This window comes from uncultured Paenalcaligenes sp. (assembly GCF_947630565.1).
GTDB lineage: Bacteria > Pseudomonadota > Gammaproteobacteria > Burkholderiales > Burkholderiaceae_B > Paenalcaligenes > Paenalcaligenes faecalis.
The window spans coordinates 1-15,452 of record NZ_CANRIC010000009.1; the positions used below are offsets into that span (position 1 = coordinate 1).

15 protein-coding genes, 1 tRNA gene and 1 pseudogene are annotated in these 15,452 nt (G+C 47.1%); 7 read left to right on the plus strand and 10 right to left on the minus strand.

Features of this window, described 5'->3' with window-relative positions; translation table 11 throughout:
* Nucleotides 1–153, minus strand: a pseudogene (locus tag Q0Z62_RS03255) (acetaldehyde dehydrogenase); the annotation flags it as partial.
* 90 nt (nucleotides 154–243) lie between these two features.
* Here Q0Z62_RS03255 and Q0Z62_RS03260 point away from each other — a divergent pair.
* On the plus strand, nucleotides 244–1,062 hold the full coding sequence (locus Q0Z62_RS03260; RefSeq protein ID WP_298050759.1) for a DNA-binding transcriptional regulator: 819 nt from the start codon (nucleotides 244–246) through the stop codon (nucleotides 1,060–1,062).
* Here the strand turns inward: Q0Z62_RS03260 and Q0Z62_RS03265 are convergent.
* From Q0Z62_RS03265 to Q0Z62_RS03275, 3 genes are all read right to left on the minus strand, one after another.
* The gene (locus Q0Z62_RS03265; RefSeq protein ID WP_298050762.1) at nucleotides 1,042–1,617 is read right to left on the minus strand and encodes a flavin reductase family protein; all 576 of its coding nucleotides are present in this window, start codon (nucleotides 1,615–1,617) and stop codon (nucleotides 1,042–1,044) included. The two genes, Q0Z62_RS03260 and Q0Z62_RS03265, sit on opposite strands and share 21 nt — an antisense overlap.
* Nucleotides 1,618–1,628: 11 nt before the next feature.
* The gene (locus tag Q0Z62_RS03270; RefSeq protein WP_298050765.1) at nucleotides 1,629–2,822 is read right to left on the minus strand and encodes an acyl-CoA dehydrogenase family protein; all 1,194 of its coding nucleotides are present in this window, start codon (nucleotides 2,820–2,822) and stop codon (nucleotides 1,629–1,631) included.
* A 127-nt stretch (nucleotides 2,823–2,949) separates the two neighbouring features.
* Nucleotides 2,950–4,140 carry an RtcB family protein gene (locus tag Q0Z62_RS03275; protein WP_298050767.1) on the minus strand — a complete coding sequence of 397 codons (1,191 nt, stop codon included), beginning with the start codon at nucleotides 4,138–4,140 and terminating at the stop codon, nucleotides 2,950–2,952.
* A gap of 159 nt (nucleotides 4,141–4,299) precedes the next feature.
* On the opposite strand from Q0Z62_RS03275, the gene htpG reads away from it, so the two are divergent.
* The 4 genes from htpG (at nucleotide 4,300) to Q0Z62_RS03295 (ending at nucleotide 10,464) form a co-directional block, all read left to right on the plus strand.
* Nucleotides 4,300–6,204: a molecular chaperone HtpG gene (gene htpG, locus Q0Z62_RS03280; protein WP_298050769.1), complete on the plus strand. Its 1,905-nt coding sequence runs from the start codon at nucleotides 4,300–4,302 to the stop codon at nucleotides 6,202–6,204.
* Between the two features lie 179 nt (nucleotides 6,205–6,383).
* Nucleotides 6,384–8,573, plus strand: coding sequence for a TonB-dependent siderophore receptor (locus Q0Z62_RS03285; RefSeq protein WP_298050771.1), 2,190 nt, complete (start codon nucleotides 6,384–6,386; stop codon nucleotides 8,571–8,573).
* A gap of 95 nt (nucleotides 8,574–8,668) precedes the next feature.
* On the plus strand, nucleotides 8,669–9,349 hold the full coding sequence (locus Q0Z62_RS03290) for a Fe2+-dependent dioxygenase (RefSeq protein ID WP_269900511.1): 681 nt from the start codon (nucleotides 8,669–8,671) through the stop codon (nucleotides 9,347–9,349).
* Entirely contained in the window at nucleotides 9,349–10,464 is a 1,116-nt protein-coding gene (locus tag Q0Z62_RS03295) for an alpha-hydroxy acid oxidase (RefSeq protein ID WP_298050775.1), read from the plus strand. The genes Q0Z62_RS03290 and Q0Z62_RS03295 overlap by 1 nt, the downstream gene beginning before the upstream one ends.
* Here the strand turns inward: Q0Z62_RS03295 and ampD are convergent.
* Genes ampD through Q0Z62_RS03310 form a run of 3 tightly spaced genes read right to left on the minus strand, consistent with a single transcriptional unit; the run spans nucleotide 10,461 to nucleotide 12,122 of the window.
* Nucleotides 10,461–11,036: a 1,6-anhydro-N-acetylmuramyl-L-alanine amidase AmpD gene (gene ampD, locus Q0Z62_RS03300; protein WP_298050777.1), complete on the minus strand. Its 576-nt coding sequence runs from the start codon at nucleotides 11,034–11,036 to the stop codon at nucleotides 10,461–10,463. The genes Q0Z62_RS03295 and ampD overlap by 4 nt on opposite strands.
* Nucleotides 11,036–11,278: a PP0621 family protein gene (locus Q0Z62_RS03305; RefSeq protein WP_298050779.1), complete on the minus strand. Its 243-nt coding sequence runs from the start codon at nucleotides 11,276–11,278 to the stop codon at nucleotides 11,036–11,038. Before Q0Z62_RS03305 ends, ampD begins: the two co-directional genes overlap by 1 nt.
* Nucleotides 11,271–12,122 (minus strand): inner membrane protein YpjD, encoded by an 852-nt coding sequence (locus tag Q0Z62_RS03310; protein WP_298050781.1) that lies wholly within the window; start codon nucleotides 12,120–12,122, stop codon nucleotides 11,271–11,273. Before Q0Z62_RS03310 ends, Q0Z62_RS03305 begins: the two co-directional genes overlap by 8 nt.
* Nucleotides 12,123–12,221: 99 nt before the next feature.
* Here Q0Z62_RS03310 and ffh point away from each other — a divergent pair, with 99 nt between their 5' ends.
* The gene (gene ffh / locus Q0Z62_RS03315) at nucleotides 12,222–13,736 is read left to right on the plus strand and encodes a signal recognition particle protein (protein WP_298050785.1); all 1,515 of its coding nucleotides are present in this window, start codon (nucleotides 12,222–12,224) and stop codon (nucleotides 13,734–13,736) included.
* Between the two features lie 62 nt (nucleotides 13,737–13,798).
* On the opposite strand, the gene lysM is transcribed toward ffh, so the two are convergent.
* The 3 genes from lysM to trmB form a co-directional block, all read right to left on the minus strand.
* Entirely contained in the window at nucleotides 13,799–14,245 is a 447-nt protein-coding gene (lysM, locus tag Q0Z62_RS03320; protein ID WP_298050788.1) for a peptidoglycan-binding protein LysM, read from the minus strand.
* Between the two features lie 121 nt (nucleotides 14,246–14,366).
* Nucleotides 14,367–14,564: a sulfur carrier protein ThiS gene (gene thiS / locus Q0Z62_RS03325; protein WP_269900504.1), complete on the minus strand. Its 198-nt coding sequence runs from the start codon at nucleotides 14,562–14,564 to the stop codon at nucleotides 14,367–14,369.
* Nucleotides 14,565–15,290 carry a tRNA (guanosine(46)-N7)-methyltransferase TrmB gene (gene trmB / locus Q0Z62_RS03330; protein WP_298050791.1) on the minus strand — a complete coding sequence of 242 codons (726 nt, stop codon included), beginning with the start codon at nucleotides 15,288–15,290 and terminating at the stop codon, nucleotides 14,565–14,567.
* Between the two features lie 80 nt (nucleotides 15,291–15,370).
* On the opposite strand from trmB, the gene Q0Z62_RS03335 reads away from it, so the two are divergent.
* Nucleotides 15,371–15,444: transfer RNA gene (locus tag Q0Z62_RS03335), tRNA-Gly, on the plus strand.
* Nucleotides 15,445–15,452: the final 8 nt, after the last annotated feature.

Consider the following 15,452-nt stretch of genomic DNA (forward strand, 5'->3'; position numbering starts at 1 on the left):
CTGTGCACGTGCCAACCCGTCTGAATTCGGGTCAATACCAACCATTGCACCCATTTCAACGTGCTTGCCATTGCGCAACACTTTGATCATCAAGTCCGTACCAATGTTACCGGACCCAATGATCGCAACCTTTAGTTTCTTATTGCTGCTCATGTTAATTTCCTAGTCTTGCTGGTTAAACTGCTAAAATTATTCCTGTAATAGTGCTATTTACAATTACTGTTTTTATTTGAATGAGTGACTATGCTTAATTCGTCTACACCCTACAAACGCTCTCAAAGCCTTGCTCGGGGCTTAGCGATTTTGCAGGTTTTGAGTACCACCCCTAGTGGTTCTGCGCAAATCAGCGAGTTAAGTCAGCGTACCGGTATTCATCGCACAACAGTAAAACGTCTTTTACATACACTCATAGCAGAAGGCTATGTGAAGCAAAGCCGATCTGACACCAGCTACCGATTGAGCCATTTGGTACGACAGCTCAGTGATGGGGTGAAAGACGATGACTGGGTTACTGAAATCGCAACACCAGCAATTGGTGATTTACTTCAACATACTTTGTGGCCATCGGATCTATGTACCTTAGACGGGGCCGCTGTCGTCATTCGCGAAACTACGCATCGGTTTAGCTCGTTGTCTTTTCACCGAGGTATGGTCCGCCGTCGATTACCCTTATTGACGACGGCTGCAGGGAGAGCTTACTTTTGTTTTTGTCCTAAACAGGAGCAACAGCAACTACTGGCTATTATTCAAGCAGAGAATTCGCCGCAGTCACCACTGGCTCATGATGCTTTGTTTATACGTCAGCTCATTGAAAAAACGCAGCAACAAGGCTACGCGTCCAATGAGGGGGATTGGGGTAAGGAAAATCGAGTAGCCGCAATTGCGGTTCCTATTTTTTATCAAAACCGTGTGCTCGCTACCATCAACTTAGTGTTTTTAAAGCATATCTTAACGCCAGAGGCAGCTGCTACTCGGTATCTGACTCACCTAAATGATGTGGTGAGAGAGATAGAGAAGCAGCTGAATCGGTGTGATATTGATTTAGGTCGTGATCGGATTTAGGGTGTGAAACTGTCCATCCATGTAGACTAAGGCGCCATATTCCTCGTTGCTACGTGTAGCAAGCACTTCGCATAACAGGGCATAGTGGGTACTTTCATCAAAGACCTTAACTACCCTACAGTCAAAATTAGCTTTGGCTTCTGCTAAAACAGGCGCACCAGTGATGAGGGTGTCCCAGTTACCGTGTTGAAAGCGATCTGGGCCAGTAATATCTTTGCGCATGCCTGCAAAAATACAAGCCAGCTCCGATTGATGCCCAGCTAAGGTGTTAATACAAAGTAAACCACTTTGTAGGATTTGATCGGCGGCGTAGGTGTTTTTATTTACAAAGGCAACGACGCGCGGTGGTTCAGCGGTAACGGAGCAAACAGCAGTCGCGGTTAGGCCAGAGGTCTGGCCGTTATTCAACGTGGTGAGAAGGCTAGTAGCTGCCGCCACATGCCTCATACCGGTGCGATGATCTGCCTCTGCTACGACGGGTAAATCCGCCAGTGCATCGTTAGGTATCCAACTCAATAACTGATTGGTTGCAATAGAGCCTAATTCAACGGTCATTTGTCTCTCTCTTATTCGTTGGATTTAGCACCGAATGGATTGGGGACGGGTAGCGGGGCCCCGAGCAGTTGTCCGCCGAAAAGATCACCAATGTTATCTTCGTTTTGGGTGATGTGATTCGAGGCTACCAAAATATCACGCATTTGACGTTGCATTGGGCTACTGAGCCAGACGCCGCGAGTTGAGGTCTTCTTGAACAGCATATGGGCCGCCTCAAAACACTCACCACCCGTAAATTGATTGGTGGCAAAGTGTTTGATTCGCATATCTAAGGGCACAAGTTGACCCGTAGAGGCGTAGCTCCAGGCCTCTTCGGTGTTATGAAGAATACGAGATGCAGCCCCCATAATTTTTGCAGAGGCCGCACCAAGGCGTTGTTTAATGAAGGGGTCATTGACTGCGGCACCCACAGCTTGGTTGAGGTTTTGTCTTGGGGTCATATGCTCGATGTACATGTCTTCCATACCACGCGCCATACCGACAATCACAGAAGATACGGCAGCATAGAACATGTAAAAGAAGGGCATCTTATAGAGGTTATCAACGTGACCATGTGTGGCTTCGCAATAGTCGCCAATCACGTGGCTACGGTAGCTGGGGACAAATACTTTATCAACGATGAGCTTCTTGCTTCCTGTGCCAGCTAAGCCTACCACATGCCAGTCATCCACGATTTTCAGGTAATGGGCCGGAACCCAGAAAGAGCGAAATACCATACCACCATTTTCTTGGACGCGACCTCCTAAAAAGGCGCCGCCAGAGGCATGGTCACAACCACTGGAGGTCAGCCACTCGCCATTTAACTCATAGCCACCGTCGACTGCCGTGACCTTACCAAAAGGGGCGTAGGATGAGGAAATCAGCGCTGTCGGGTCTTCGCCCCACACTTCATCACCAACCTTAGGGTCTAATAAACCAATTTCAAAAGGATGGACGCCTAAAACCATGACATTCCATGCGCTGGATGGACAGCCTCGGCCTAGCTCCATGAGGACTTTATTGAGTACATTTGGGTGCATTTCATAGCCCCCCCAGCGTTTTGGCTGCAAAATTTTAAAGAAACCGGCGTCTTGAAAGTCTTGAATGGTTTCTGTGGGAACCATGCGGTTTTTTTCTGTGTCAGCGGCGCGTTCTCGTAATGTGGGGATAAGAGCGGTAGCGCGTGCGATGATTTCTTCTTCTGTGACGATTGTTGTGGTTTGCATACCTGTGTCCTTGATTGATGGTGTTAACTTGTTTTGCATTTTAGAGATGACAATGTATGCACCTCAAAAAATTAACCCAATGGTGCACATAGTGCACCTAGGACAACAAAAGCAATGATGGAGGTTGTTAGGCTCCTTTTACACAAACCACCTGTTTTAGCGTATGCAGTACCTCTACAAGATCGGTTTGGTTGGCCATAACCTCATCAATGTCTTTGTAGGCTGCAGGCAGCTCATCTAAGACGGCACTGTCTTTGCGGCACTCTACTCCTTCAGTTTGAGCGCGTAGGTCATCAACAGAAAACTGTTTTCTGGCTGCGGTTCGGCTAAATTTTCGGCCTGCACCATGCGCACAAGAGCAGTAGGAATCCAGATTGCCTTTACCACGCACAATGTAGCTGCGTTGGCCCATACTGCCCGGTATAACGCCTAAGTCCCCATCACGAGCGCGGATGGCGCCTTTACGTGTCACCCACAGCTGACGACCAAAATGCGTTTCTTGTTCTACGTAGTTATGATGGCAGTTAATCGCTTCTTGGGTAATCTCAACGGGTTTTTTTATATGGCGGCGTAGCGCCGCTATGGTTTTTTTCATCATCACGCGACGGTTTTCAAAGGCGTAGTCTTGTGCCCATTGGACGGCTTCCACATAGTCTTTAAAGTCATCACTGTCATCAGGTAAATAGGCTAGATCATTGTCGGGTAACTGAATCCCAAACGACTCCATGCGTTTTTTTGCTTTTTCAATGAAATAGCGTCCAATTAAATTACCAATACCGCGAGATCCTGAGTGCAACATCACCCAAACCGCATCATTTTGATCGAGACAGATCTCAATAAAATGGTTGCCTGACCCTAAGGTCCCTATCTGACTTTGCGCATTGTTTTTTTCTAGGCCTGGGTGTTTGGCCATAATGAGCTGTAGGCGCTTGGCTAAGTCAGGGTCAAAGGCGGGGCGGTTTTTATGTTTATGGGAACCTGCAGGCCCCATGCCTAATGGCACATCGCGCTCAATCTGATGTCGGATAGGTGCTAAATTATCGGGTAAGTCTGAGGCGTGAAGAGATAGACGCACGGCATTAATCCCACAACCGATATCGACACCCACAGCGGCAGGAATAACGGCATGATCGGTGGCAATAACACTACCGACCGTCGCCCCAATACCGACGTGTACGTCCGGCATCGCCACTACACCATGTGCGTGAACAAAAGGAAGCGTTGAGACATTTTTAAGTTGTGCTAAAGCAGTTGGGTCAATATCGTCTGTCCAGATTCGGATAGGGCGAGAGTTTGGGGTTTCAATAAGTTGTTTCATGTGTCTTTTCAGTGGGTTATGGCTAAGCGTCAACAGATAGTTCATTCTAGCAAAGACAAAGACGCTAAAACGACTCGATTGTTGGGCTTGAAATTAATGGGGCTAGCCCCATCTGTAATCACATTGATTAACGATTAACTCTTTTGGTGTGTATAAATCATGAGCCAAGTAGAACAACACAACGCTGAAACCCTGGGTTTTCAAACGGAAGTTAAACAGTTATTGCATTTGATGATTCACTCTTTGTATTCCAACAAAGAAATTTTCCTGCGTGAATTGATTTCTAACGCTTCTGACGCCTGCGATAAGCTTCGCTTTGAGTCCATTGATAATCCTGAGCTCCTTGAGGGCGAGGGCGAGATGCGTATTCGAGTCGAATTTGACAAAGAAAACCGCACTGTCACGATCTCTGATAACGGTATAGGGATGACGCGTGATGAGGCCGTACAAAATTTAGGGACGATTGCTCGTTCTGGGACAAAAGAGTTTTTTGGACAACTGACTGGTGACAAACAAAAAGACGCCCAATTGATTGGTCAGTTTGGGGTTGGGTTTTACTCATCCTTTATTGTGGCTGAAAAGGTATCTGTACTAAGCCGTCGTGCCGGTACGGCTGAAACAGAAGGTGTTTTATGGGAATCCGAAGGTCAGGGCGAGTTTAATGTCGCTCCTGCCGAGAAAGCAGATCGAGGTACCTCTATTACCTTGTACTTGCGCGAGGACGAAGCCGAATTTGCGGATGGCTGGCGTTTACGTTCCGTATTACGTCGCTACTCAGATCATATTTCGTTGCCTGTTCAAATGCGCAAAGAAGAGTGGGACGAAGAAAAACAAGAACAGGTCAAGTCCAATGAGTGGGAAACCGTAAACCAGGCTAATGCACTATGGACGCGTTCTCGCAGTGAAATTGAGGATGAGCAATACATTGAGTTCTACAAGCATATTGCCCATGATTTTGAAGATCCTTTAGCGTGGTCTCATAACCGAGTCGAAGGGCGTACGGAATACACGCAGTTACTTTATGTGCCTAAACGCGCCCCCTTTGATATGTGGGACCGTGATGCCAAACGTGGTGTGCAGCTTTATGTAAAACGCGTCTTCATCATGGATGACGCAGAGCAGTTGTTACCGAACTACCTACGCTTTGTGCGCGGTGTGATTGATTCCGCCGATTTACCGTTAAACGTCTCACGTGAAATTTTGCAAGAAAGCCGTGATGTACGTGCGATTCGAGATGGCTCTGCTCGCCGCATCTTATCTCTATTAGAGGACTTAGCCGAAAACCAAGCTGAAAAATATGCTGAGTTCTGGCAAACCTTCGGTCAGGTGCTGAAAGAGGGTGTCGGAGAAGACGCCACGAATAAAGAGCGTATTGCAGGCTTAATGCGTTTTGCCTCTACGCATGCCGACAGTGCAGCGCAGGAGGTGTCCTTTGCTGACTATATCGCGCGCATGAAAGAAGGGCAGGATAAAATCTATTACGTGACGGCAGACTCGTATTCCGCCGCTAAACATAGCCCACATCTAGAGGTTTTCGCTAAAAAAGGCATTGAGGTTTTACTGCTTAGCGAGCGTGTTGATGAGTGGATGCTGTCGTTCCTAACCGAATTTGATGGTAAGCCGTTGGTTTCGGTTGCTAAAGGTGGGCTAGACCTTGCTGAACTCGAAAACGAGGAAGAAAAGCAAAAGCATGAAAAGGTTGCCGAGGAATTCAAACCGCTAGTCGAACGCTTGCAAACCACATTGGGCGAAAAGGTCAAAGAGGTTCGTGTTACAAGCCGATTGGTGGACTCGCCTGCATGTGTAGTGGTCGATGAAAATGAAATGAGCCCTCATTTGCTCCGTATGCTACAGGCTGCAGGCCAACCAGCTCCCGATGTGAAGCCGATTTTGGAAATTAATCCAGAGCACTCTTTGGTTTCACGTATCAGTCAGGCAGGTGACGCTGACTTTGGCGACTGGGCTGCGTTGTTGTTAGATCAGGCGATGTTAGCCGAAGGGGCGGCTCTTGATGAACCCGCTGCTTTTGTTCAGCGCATGAATCGATTGCTATTGCAAAAATAAAAGCAAGTTAATTACGTAGAGTCTAAGGCGATGCATCATGCATCGCCTTTTTTGTTGCGTGGCGGCTACAGGATGGATCTAAATCGAATTGGATTTGCGTTTGCTAATGATAATGATTATCATTTGACAATCTTTTACATCTAACAATTTGTCTTATTTAATCCTCTAGGAGAAGCCCGATGTCTAGTAACCGCCTGCCGGTCAAGTCATTTAGCCAAAAAATGTTGTATTCGGCCATTTGTAGCGCCTTAACCGTGCCAGCCTTTGCGCAAACAGCGGATACCAGCGTGGTGCCTCAGCTGCAAACTATTTCAGTAGAGGGCTCTGCCATAGACGGCTATCAAGCTCATGAGGTGAACTCACCTAAAATGACGGCCCCCTTATTGGATACGCCCCGCACAATTAATGTTATCCCAGAGGAAGTGATTAAAGACCGTGGCGCAACCTCTCTACAGGATGTATTGCGTACGACTCCAGGTATTACGTTGGGTTCGGGTGAGGGGGGAACCCCCACGGGTGATCGTCCTTTTATTCGGGGTTATGAAGCCAGTACAGATATATTTATTGATGGCTTACGTGACTATGCGCGTGGGTCACATGAGACCTTTAACCTTGAGTCTGTAGAGGTGATTAAAGGGCCTAGCTCCGCCTATACAGGACGTGGTGGTACCGGTGGTAGTATCAACCTTGTCACTAAAAGTCCTAGTCTAACGAACTTTGCTGAAGGTTCTGCAGGGATTGGAAATGGGGGGCAGCATCGTTTAACCGTAGATGGTAATTATGTGTTTTCAGAAACAGGTGCAGTTCGTTTAAATATGATGCGCATGGGCGGTGATATGCCTGGGCGTGATTATGTGAAAATGAATCGCTGGGGGGTTGCTCCTTCGGTAGCGTTTGGTCTAGGTACTCCTACACGCGTGATCTTGAGCTATTCGCATATTGAGAACAATGACACCCCAGATATGGGTATTCCTTTTGTGAATGCCTCTAATCCTGATCGAGTTAGCCCTATTAAAGTAGATAGAGAAAACTATTATGGGCGCACCGATGTGGATTTCCGTGAAAACAAATTTGATACGGCAACTGCCCAGCTAGAGCATGACATTACGAGTCAATTGACATTACGTAATACAACGCGGTACAGCACTAGCTTAAATCACTATTTATTTACCCGCCCTTCCTTTGATAATTGTAAGGCGGGAGCAGGTGGCTCTTGCGCGGCAGAGGATGCCGGATTGCAGTTTACTCGTGCTGATCGTATGCGTTGGCGTAAGAGTGAATCGTTGATTAACCAAACAGATCTATTTGGCACATTTACGACGGGCTCGTTAACGCATAGTTTTGCTACAGGCTTGGAGTTCAGCAAAGAGGAGATTTCCTCTAAGGCTATGACAGGAGGTCCAGGCCCGGATACTGATTCTTTCTGGTCACCGAATGCAAATCGAACGTATAACAGTGTGATTGCTTACGGCCCAAAAATTAAGGACGGGGATATCAAAACACAGTCTGCTTATTTCTTTGACACCATGGAAATTAACGAGCAGTGGTCAGTCAATGCGGGCGTGCGCTACGATAAGTTTAAAGTCGCTGATGCTAAATCAGGTGATGCTCGCAGTGATGGATTATGGAACTATCAGGCAGGCGTGGTATTTAAACCGGCTCCGAATGGCTCTGTGTATGTTTCCTATGGCACCTCGTCTAACCCTGCAGGCGAAAACTTTGGTCAAGCCGGTGGTGCTGATGGCCCAGCGGGCGGTGCTAAAATTCATGACCTAAAACCCGAGAAAAGTCGCTCATGGGAATTGGGCACTAAATGGGATCTGATGGAAGATAAGCTGTCCTTAGCTGCTGCTGTGTTCCAAACAGATAAAACAGATGCACGTTCTACTGATCCCTTAACCGGAGATGTGTCGTTGGCAGGTAGTAACCGTGTACGTGGCTTAGAACTAAGCGCAACTGGGGCTATTACACCTAAATGGGATGTGTGGGCCGGTTATACGTACTTAGATCCTAAGGTAAAAAACTATCGTAATGGTTCGAATGTTTTTGATGGCAATCAAATTAAATTTATTGCTAAAAACAGTGCCTCTTTATGGACCACCTATAAAGTACATCCTCAGTGGACGGTAGGCGGTGGCGTGACGTATGTAGGTCAGCGCTATGTGGATGATGCGAATAAGTTAAAACTGCCTTCCCATACCGTTTATGATGCGATGGTACGCTTTGACGTAAACAAACAGTTTGATTTACAGTTAAACGTCAATAACATTGGTAATACGCGTGTTTATGATGCCTCTCACGTTGGTGTTTTTGCTAACGTAGGTCCAGGTCGTTCTTATATGTTAAATGCGACCTACCGCTTTGAGTAAATCTTGAGCTGATGCAGCCGAGTCGCCGCCCCTTCGGGGGCGGTTTGCATTTATGATGGTCTTAAATAGAAAAGTGATTGATTTTAGGAGTCCCCATGCTGATCATCATTCCACAAGTACTCAATGCCGAGCAGGTGCAAGAGTGCCGCGAGGCATTATTTAATGCGCAATGGGAAAATGGAAAAAAAACGGCGGGTTATTTGGCGCAGCATGTAAAAGCCAATTTGCAGTTACCCGTGGATTGCATTGAAGCCAGACAAATAGGTGATTTTTTATTGCACATTTTGCAAAACAACCCCACTTTTGTCGCCGCGGCATTACCAGCTAAAATACTGCCACCTCGATTTAACTGTTACCAAGGGGGAGGCTCCTATGGTAATCATATTGATAACGCTATTTTCCCGATTATAGGTACAGAGCATCGGTTGCGTACAGATGTGTCATCCACGCTTTTTTTTAGTGATCCTGCTGAGTATGAAGGAGGGGAGCTAGTGATTGAGGATACGTATGGATCACAGAGTATTAAGTTAAATGCGGGTGATATGGTGGTGTATCCTGGCACAAGCCTACATCGGGTAAATCCTGTGACTAAAGGCACACGTCTAGCCTCGTTTTTCTGGTCACAGAGTATGGTACGCCAAGCCCATAAACGAAGTATGCTGTGGGAATTAGATCAAAGTATCCAAGCGATTGCGGCTCAAGACAGTACCGACCCTCAATTAGCACGCTTAAGCGGTGTTTACCATAATTTATTACGTGAATGGGCTGAAATCTAATGAGAGAACCATTACCTCCGTTGTCTCAGATACCGGCAGATATTGTCGCTGTTAATGATTATTTACCTTATGCCCAAGCTCGTATGTCAGAGCAGGCATGGGCTTATTTTACAGGTGGCGCTGCCGATGAGCGTTTGCTTGCCCAAAATGAACAAGCCCCTCATTTCTATCAAATTTGGCCCCGAGTTTTACGTGATTTTTCTGGTGCTCATACACAGCTAACGCTGTTTGGGCAGGACTATGCTTTTCCCATTTTTTTAGCGCCTGTGGCCTATCAGAGACTGGCACATCCCGCCGGAGAGCAGGCAACGGCGTTAGCAGCTGCTGCAATGCAAACGCCTTTTGTGGTTAGCATGCAGTCTTCGGTTGACTTAACAACCTTGGCGGCGCAGGCGGCAGGGCCGCGCTGGTTGCAGTGGTATTGGCAAACAGATAAGGCTGCCAGTCAGCGTTTGCTAGATCTTGCGGTGCAGGTAGGGATAGAAGCCATTGTTTTAACGGTAGATGCACCTGTGAGCGGAATCCGTAATCGCGAACAACGTGCTCAGTTTAGATTGCCAGCAGGGGTGGATGCAGTTTTATTACGAGATGTTAATCGACCTGCTGAGCCTGTGGCTCAGGCGGGACAGAGCCCTTTATTTGGTAGTGGCTTTTTGAGCAAAGCACCGACGTGGCCCCAGATTCAGCAGTTTATTCATGATTGCCCTTTACCCGTCATAATTAAAGGTATTTTGCACCCTGAGGATGCAGAAAAAGCCATTGCCTATGGTGCGGCAGGTATTGTGGTATCAAATCACGGAGCGCGGGTCTTAGATGTGGCACCAACCCCTTTTCAGGTGTTGTCCGTCATTGCTAAAACCGTGAATAAACGGATTCCTATTTTATTAGATGGGGGGATTCGACGAGGCAGCGATGTGTTCATCGCTTTAGCCTTGGGAGCCAGTGCGGTATTGATAGGGCGGCCTTATATCTATGGCTTAGCCGCGGCAGGCCCAGCAGGGGTGGCCCATGTATTGCATATGCTACGCACTGAATTTGAGGTGACAATGGCCTTGGCTGGTTGTGCTCGGCTAGATCAAATACAGCCAGACTGTTTGTGGTCATCGAGTCGTTAAGCTAATGGGAATAAACGTAATGGTAGTCTAGTTTGTGTGGCGTAATGCTGCCAATCAAAAGCCGGTCCTGGGTCGGTTTTCCGTACCGGGGCGATGTGCTCATGACCTTGTACAGCACGAATAGGATGACGCTGGCTTAAGCGATCCGTGAGCTGACTGAGGCGTTGGTATTGTGTTTCGGTATAGGGGATGACATCTGCACCCTCAAGCTCAATACCAATCGAAAAATCGTTGCAGTTATCTCGGCCATTAAAGGTGGAAATCCCTGCATGCCAGGCGCGGTCGTACGTAGAGACAAACTGCACAATGACACCATCTCTACGAATAAAGAAATGGGCTGATACTTTTAGGTCTCTAATTTGATTAAACCAAGGATGACTATCAAAATCCAATTGGTTTTGAAAGAACTGCACCACCGCATCGCCCTCAAATTGATTGGGGGGCAAGCTAATATTATGAATGACCAGCAAATAGGGCTGAGTACCGTGCGGGCGGGTATTGTGGTTGGGTGACGGGGCTAGCTGCACCATTGAATTGGGGTGCAGCCAACCATGCCTGTCTAAAAATAACATCAGTGACGAGGACCTAATTTGGCATGATCTAAGCTGCACCAAGTATGGTCGTTACTCATGAGGGCCTCAGAGCGAGGCAAGTAAATACCACAGTGAGCGCAGCGCACCATTTGTTCTGCACCTTTAGGAGCTGCTGCCTTGGGGGCTCTGGGGCGAACAGATTGAGCTTTTTTATGGGTAAGCATGCGTGTAACAAGGAGGGCGGCGATAATCACAACCACCCATAACAACAATTTAGCCAAAGGGACCTCGCTGTAAAATAACATCTAAAACAAAACGACTGCCAGTATATGCCAGCAATAATAAGCAAAAACCCGCTAAGGTCCATTTTAATGCTGTACGCCCACGCCAACCACGTAGACGGCGTCCAATTAATAAAGCACCGAAAGTAAGCCAAGATAACAAGGTAAACAGGGTTTTATGATCAAGAGGAACTAACTGATTATCGACTCGTAATGATACAGCTATGCCAGTTAACACCGTTAGTGTTAGTACAATAAAAGCAAAACGAATGAGTCTAAATAGTAGGGTTTCTTGCACCATTAACGGGGGCATGCTGTCTAAGGCTCTGTACCATGAGTTCTGTTGTCCTATGGCTTGGACAGGGCGGTGTAACTGGCGATCTAGTACTGTGATTAAAATAGCATGCATGGCGGCGACACCAGATAAGCCATAAGCCGCAAGTGCAATGAGCAAATGCACGCGCAGCCAGTCGTTATTAGCATGGTGTACGATGATCCCCTCGGGGAAAAGGGCTGTAATCAGGCTGACTAGAGCGGCGGTAGGTAGTAATATAAGCAATAAACTATCTAACCGTAGATATAGGCTCTCGAACCAAAAGACCACCATACCGAGCCAAAGTCCGGCAGATAGGGCCAAAGCCCAACCAATATGCAAGCCTTGTGGCAATATAATGGCCAATAACAAACCAGTACCATGAATGATTAGAGCAGCTAGTAGCCCAACTCTAAAGGTACGGTCTAAGTGTGGAGAGCGTTGGTATTTTTGTATGGGCAACCACAACGAAAGGGCCAAGATGCCATAGGCAATGGCCGCCAATCCATGAAATACTATACTTGCAGACATATTTATCGACAGGGTAGGTAAGGGTTTTCAGGCACGATGCCATAGTAAACCATATTTAATCTGTCTCCTCTATTCTATAGTTTAAGCGAAACCAGCCTTATGTTTGAAAATCTTACCCAGCGTATGTCGCGTGTTGTAAAAACAATGCGTGGCCAAGCTAGACTGACTGAGTCCAACACCCAAGAGATGTTGCGCGAAGTGCGCATGGCATTGCTTGAGGCCGACGTGGCCTTGCCCGTAGTGCGTGAGTTTATCGCAAAGGTCAAAGAGCAAGCATTAGGTCATGATGTTGCTGACTCTTTAAATCCAGGGCAAGCCCTTGTGGGTATTGTTCACCAAGAGCTTACCCAGCTAATGGGGGCTGATTTAGGCGAACAGGCCTCAGAGCTCTCATTAGCCATGCAACCACCGGCTGTGATTTTAATGGCTGGTTTACAAGGCGCGGGTAAAACAACAACGACCGGTAAGCTCGCTAAATGGCTTGCCGAAGGGGGTCATACCCATAATGACCGTAAAACAGGGAAAAAGAAAGTCTTAGTCGTCAGTGCGGACGTGTACCGTCCTGCTGCGATTGACCAATTAGAGACAGTTGCGGCTCAGGTTGGCGTGGACTTTTTACCATCTAGCCCCACAGAAAAACCCCAAGATATCGCGACCCGAGCCGTCGATCATGCGCGTCGCCATCATTATGATGTATTGATTCTGGATACGGCCGGTCGCCTTGGTATTGACGAAGCCATGATGAAAGAGATTCGTCTGCTCTACGATACCATTACCCCTGTAGAGACCTTGTTTGTTGTGGATGCGATGCAGGGTCAAGACGCAGTCAATGTGGCGAAGGCTTTTGCGGATGCCTTACCGTTAACGGGTGTGGTACTGACAAAGTTAGACGGGGATGCACGTGGGGGTGCGGCCTTATCAGTACGCCATATTACAGGGCGTCCACTTAAATTTGTAGGGGTGTCCGAAAAACTGGATGGCCTAGAGCCTTTCCACCCAGAGCGTATGGCTCAGCGTATTTTAGGCATGGGTGATATTGTTAGTTTGGTTGAGCAGGCTCAACGTAATATTGATATTGCTGAAGCCGAGAAAATGGCTGAGAAAATCAAATCGGGCGATCGTTTTGATTTGAATGATTTTAAAGATCAGCTACAGCAAGTTAAAAAAATGGGCGATATGGGCTCATTGCTGAAAAAACTACCTGCTCAGTTTGCTTCTGCTGCCGAGCAGCTGCAGGGGGGCGAGGCAGATAAGCAGCTGCGTCGCACCGAGGGTATTATCAATGCCATGACACCAGCAGAACGCGCTAAGCCCGAGTTAATAAAGGCGTCTCGTAAACGTCGTATTGCTATTGGCTCTGGTGTGCCCATCCAAGAAGTCAATCAGTTGCTCAAGCAGTTTGATCAAATGCAAGGCGTGATGAAAAAAATGAAAGGTGGTGGCATGGCGAAAATGATGCGTGCGATGGGTGGCATGGGCGGCCTAGGGGGGCTTGCTGGTGGAATGGGTGGCGGAGGAGGCCTGGGTGGCATGATGGGCGGCTTAGGCGGCTTGCTAGGTGGTGGTGGCGCGCGCGGTGGCAAAGGTAAAGGTAAGGGCAAGCGCCGTCGTTAATATATAGATGGCTGTGCATCAAAAAAGCCAGTTGAATCAACTGGCTTTTTTTAAGATTGGTTTTAACCAAGTTCAGGAATACGTAATACCTGACCGGGGTAAATTTTATCTGGATGACTCAACATGGGGGTGTTGGCTTCAAAAATGACGTTGTATTTAGCACCATTGCTTTTGCCGTACATTTCTTCAGCGATTTTCCAGAGCGTATCACCTGATTTAACGGTATACATACGTGCCTCAGTGGCGGGCTGAGCAACATCAAGTTTATTTTCTACGGCGGATACACCCATGGTGTTACCTAAAGCTAAAATGATTTTTTCAGCTTGTTCTGTAGAGGCTGCTGGGCCAGTAACGGTGACCTTATCGCCCTCTACACTGACTTCGATGCCCTCTGCATCCAGATTGTGTTTGGCTAATTCTTTCTTTAGCTCGTCAGAGGTGGCAGCGGTAGTGTCGCTGCTACCCATAATTTTGGCACCAACATTTTTTAAGAAACTAAAAACGCTCATAAGGGACTCCCTTTTATGAATAGAACTCTTAAGTAAAGCAAGAGAAGACTAATAACTACATTATGCAGAGCTAGGCTTACTTTGTAGTAGATATATTGTTAGTTATTGTTAGGAATAGCGGTTAGCCACCACCCACGGCAACGACAATTTCAAGTTGGTCGTCTTGATTTAGTGGTGTGGATTCATGTTGGCTCTTAGGAACAATCTCCCCATTGAGCTCTACAGCAATACGTTTTCCCACATAGCCTAGCTCGGTGATGAGGTCAAAGACGGTTTGTGCTTGGCAATCACGTTGCTCACCATTTAGAACGATTTTCACTTATCTCTCCAATAATAGTTTTTCTGGATTGGGTTGGTCATTACGACTAAAGAGTAAATCCCACACGCCATGACCTAAGTTTAAACCACGTGTCTCGAATTTAGTTTGGGGACGATAGTCTGGGCGTGGAGCAAATTGGTCGTATTGATTACGTAGTAGATCGCAGCCAGATAAAACCTCTAGCATTTGTTCTGCGTAGTTTTCCCAGTCTGTTGCACAGTGTATATAAGCGCCTGGCGCTAAACGAGAGGCCAGAAGCTGAATAAAAGGCGGTTGAATTAAGCGACGCTTATGATGACGTTTTTTAGGCCACGGGTCTGGGAAGTAAATATGCACACCCGCTAAAGTAGCAGGCAAAATCATGTCTCGGACGACTTCTACGGCATCATGTTGAATGATATGGATATTTTCTACCTTGTTGTCTTCGATGCGTTTTAAGAGCGCACCTACCCCAGACGGGAAAACCTCTACCCCTAGAAAATTATCATCAGGTCGTGCTTGTGCAATTTTTAAGGTGGTCTCACCCATGCCAAAGCCGATTTCTAAAATCGTAGGCGCAGAGCGTTGGTAAGTCGCCTGTAAATCTAAGATTTGTGGTTTGTACTGAATGCCCCAAACAGGCATCAGGCGGTCAAACGCATCTTTTTGGCTAGGGGTCATGTGGGCACGATGCGACACAAAACTTTTAATGTGACCGAAGTCTTTTGGATTATTTTCAGAATTCATGATGCAATCAAAGGGCTTTGCGCTATAATAGTTAGCTTAGAGAGTAATAATTGCCTATTTTAACAGGCATCTGTCTAAATGCGGGTGTAGTTCAATGGTAGAACGGCAGCTTCCCAAGCTGCATACGAGGGTTCGATTCCCTTCACCCGCTCCATTTAGGCT

Bases quoted from the DNA above. Each gene is read 5' to 3' on its own strand.
- ffh (WP_298050785.1), top strand. From the start codon at position 12,222: ATGTTTGAAAATCTTACCCAGCGTATGTCGCGTGTTGTAAAAACAATG.
- lysM (WP_298050788.1), bottom strand. From the start codon at position 14,245: ATGAGCGTTTTTAGTTTCTTAAAAAATGTTGGTGCCAAAATTATGGGT.
- Q0Z62_RS03285 (WP_298050771.1), top strand. From the start codon at position 6,384: ATGTCTAGTAACCGCCTGCCGGTCAAGTCATTTAGCCAAAAAATGTTG.
- ampD (WP_298050777.1), bottom strand. From the start codon at position 11,036: ATGTTATTTTTAGACAGGCATGGTTGGCTGCACCCCAATTCAATGGTG.
- Q0Z62_RS03260 (WP_298050759.1), top strand. From the start codon at position 244: ATGCTTAATTCGTCTACACCCTACAAACGCTCTCAAAGCCTTGCTCGG.
- trmB (WP_298050791.1), bottom strand. From the start codon at position 15,290: ATGAATTCTGAAAATAATCCAAAAGACTTCGGTCACATTAAAAGTTTT.
- Q0Z62_RS03270 (WP_298050765.1), bottom strand. From the start codon at position 2,822: ATGCAAACCACAACAATCGTCACAGAAGAAGAAATCATCGCACGCGCT.
- Q0Z62_RS03265 (WP_298050762.1), bottom strand. From the start codon at position 1,617: ATGACCGTTGAATTAGGCTCTATTGCAACCAATCAGTTATTGAGTTGG.
- Q0Z62_RS03310 (WP_298050781.1), bottom strand. From the start codon at position 12,122: ATGTCTGCAAGTATAGTATTTCATGGATTGGCGGCCATTGCCTATGGC.
- Q0Z62_RS03275 (WP_298050767.1), bottom strand. From the start codon at position 4,140: ATGAAACAACTTATTGAAACCCCAAACTCTCGCCCTATCCGAATCTGG.
- Q0Z62_RS03295 (WP_298050775.1), top strand. From the start codon at position 9,349: ATGAGAGAACCATTACCTCCGTTGTCTCAGATACCGGCAGATATTGTC.
- htpG (WP_298050769.1), top strand. From the start codon at position 4,300: ATGAGCCAAGTAGAACAACACAACGCTGAAACCCTGGGTTTTCAAACG.
- Q0Z62_RS03290 (WP_269900511.1), top strand. From the start codon at position 8,669: ATGCTGATCATCATTCCACAAGTACTCAATGCCGAGCAGGTGCAAGAG.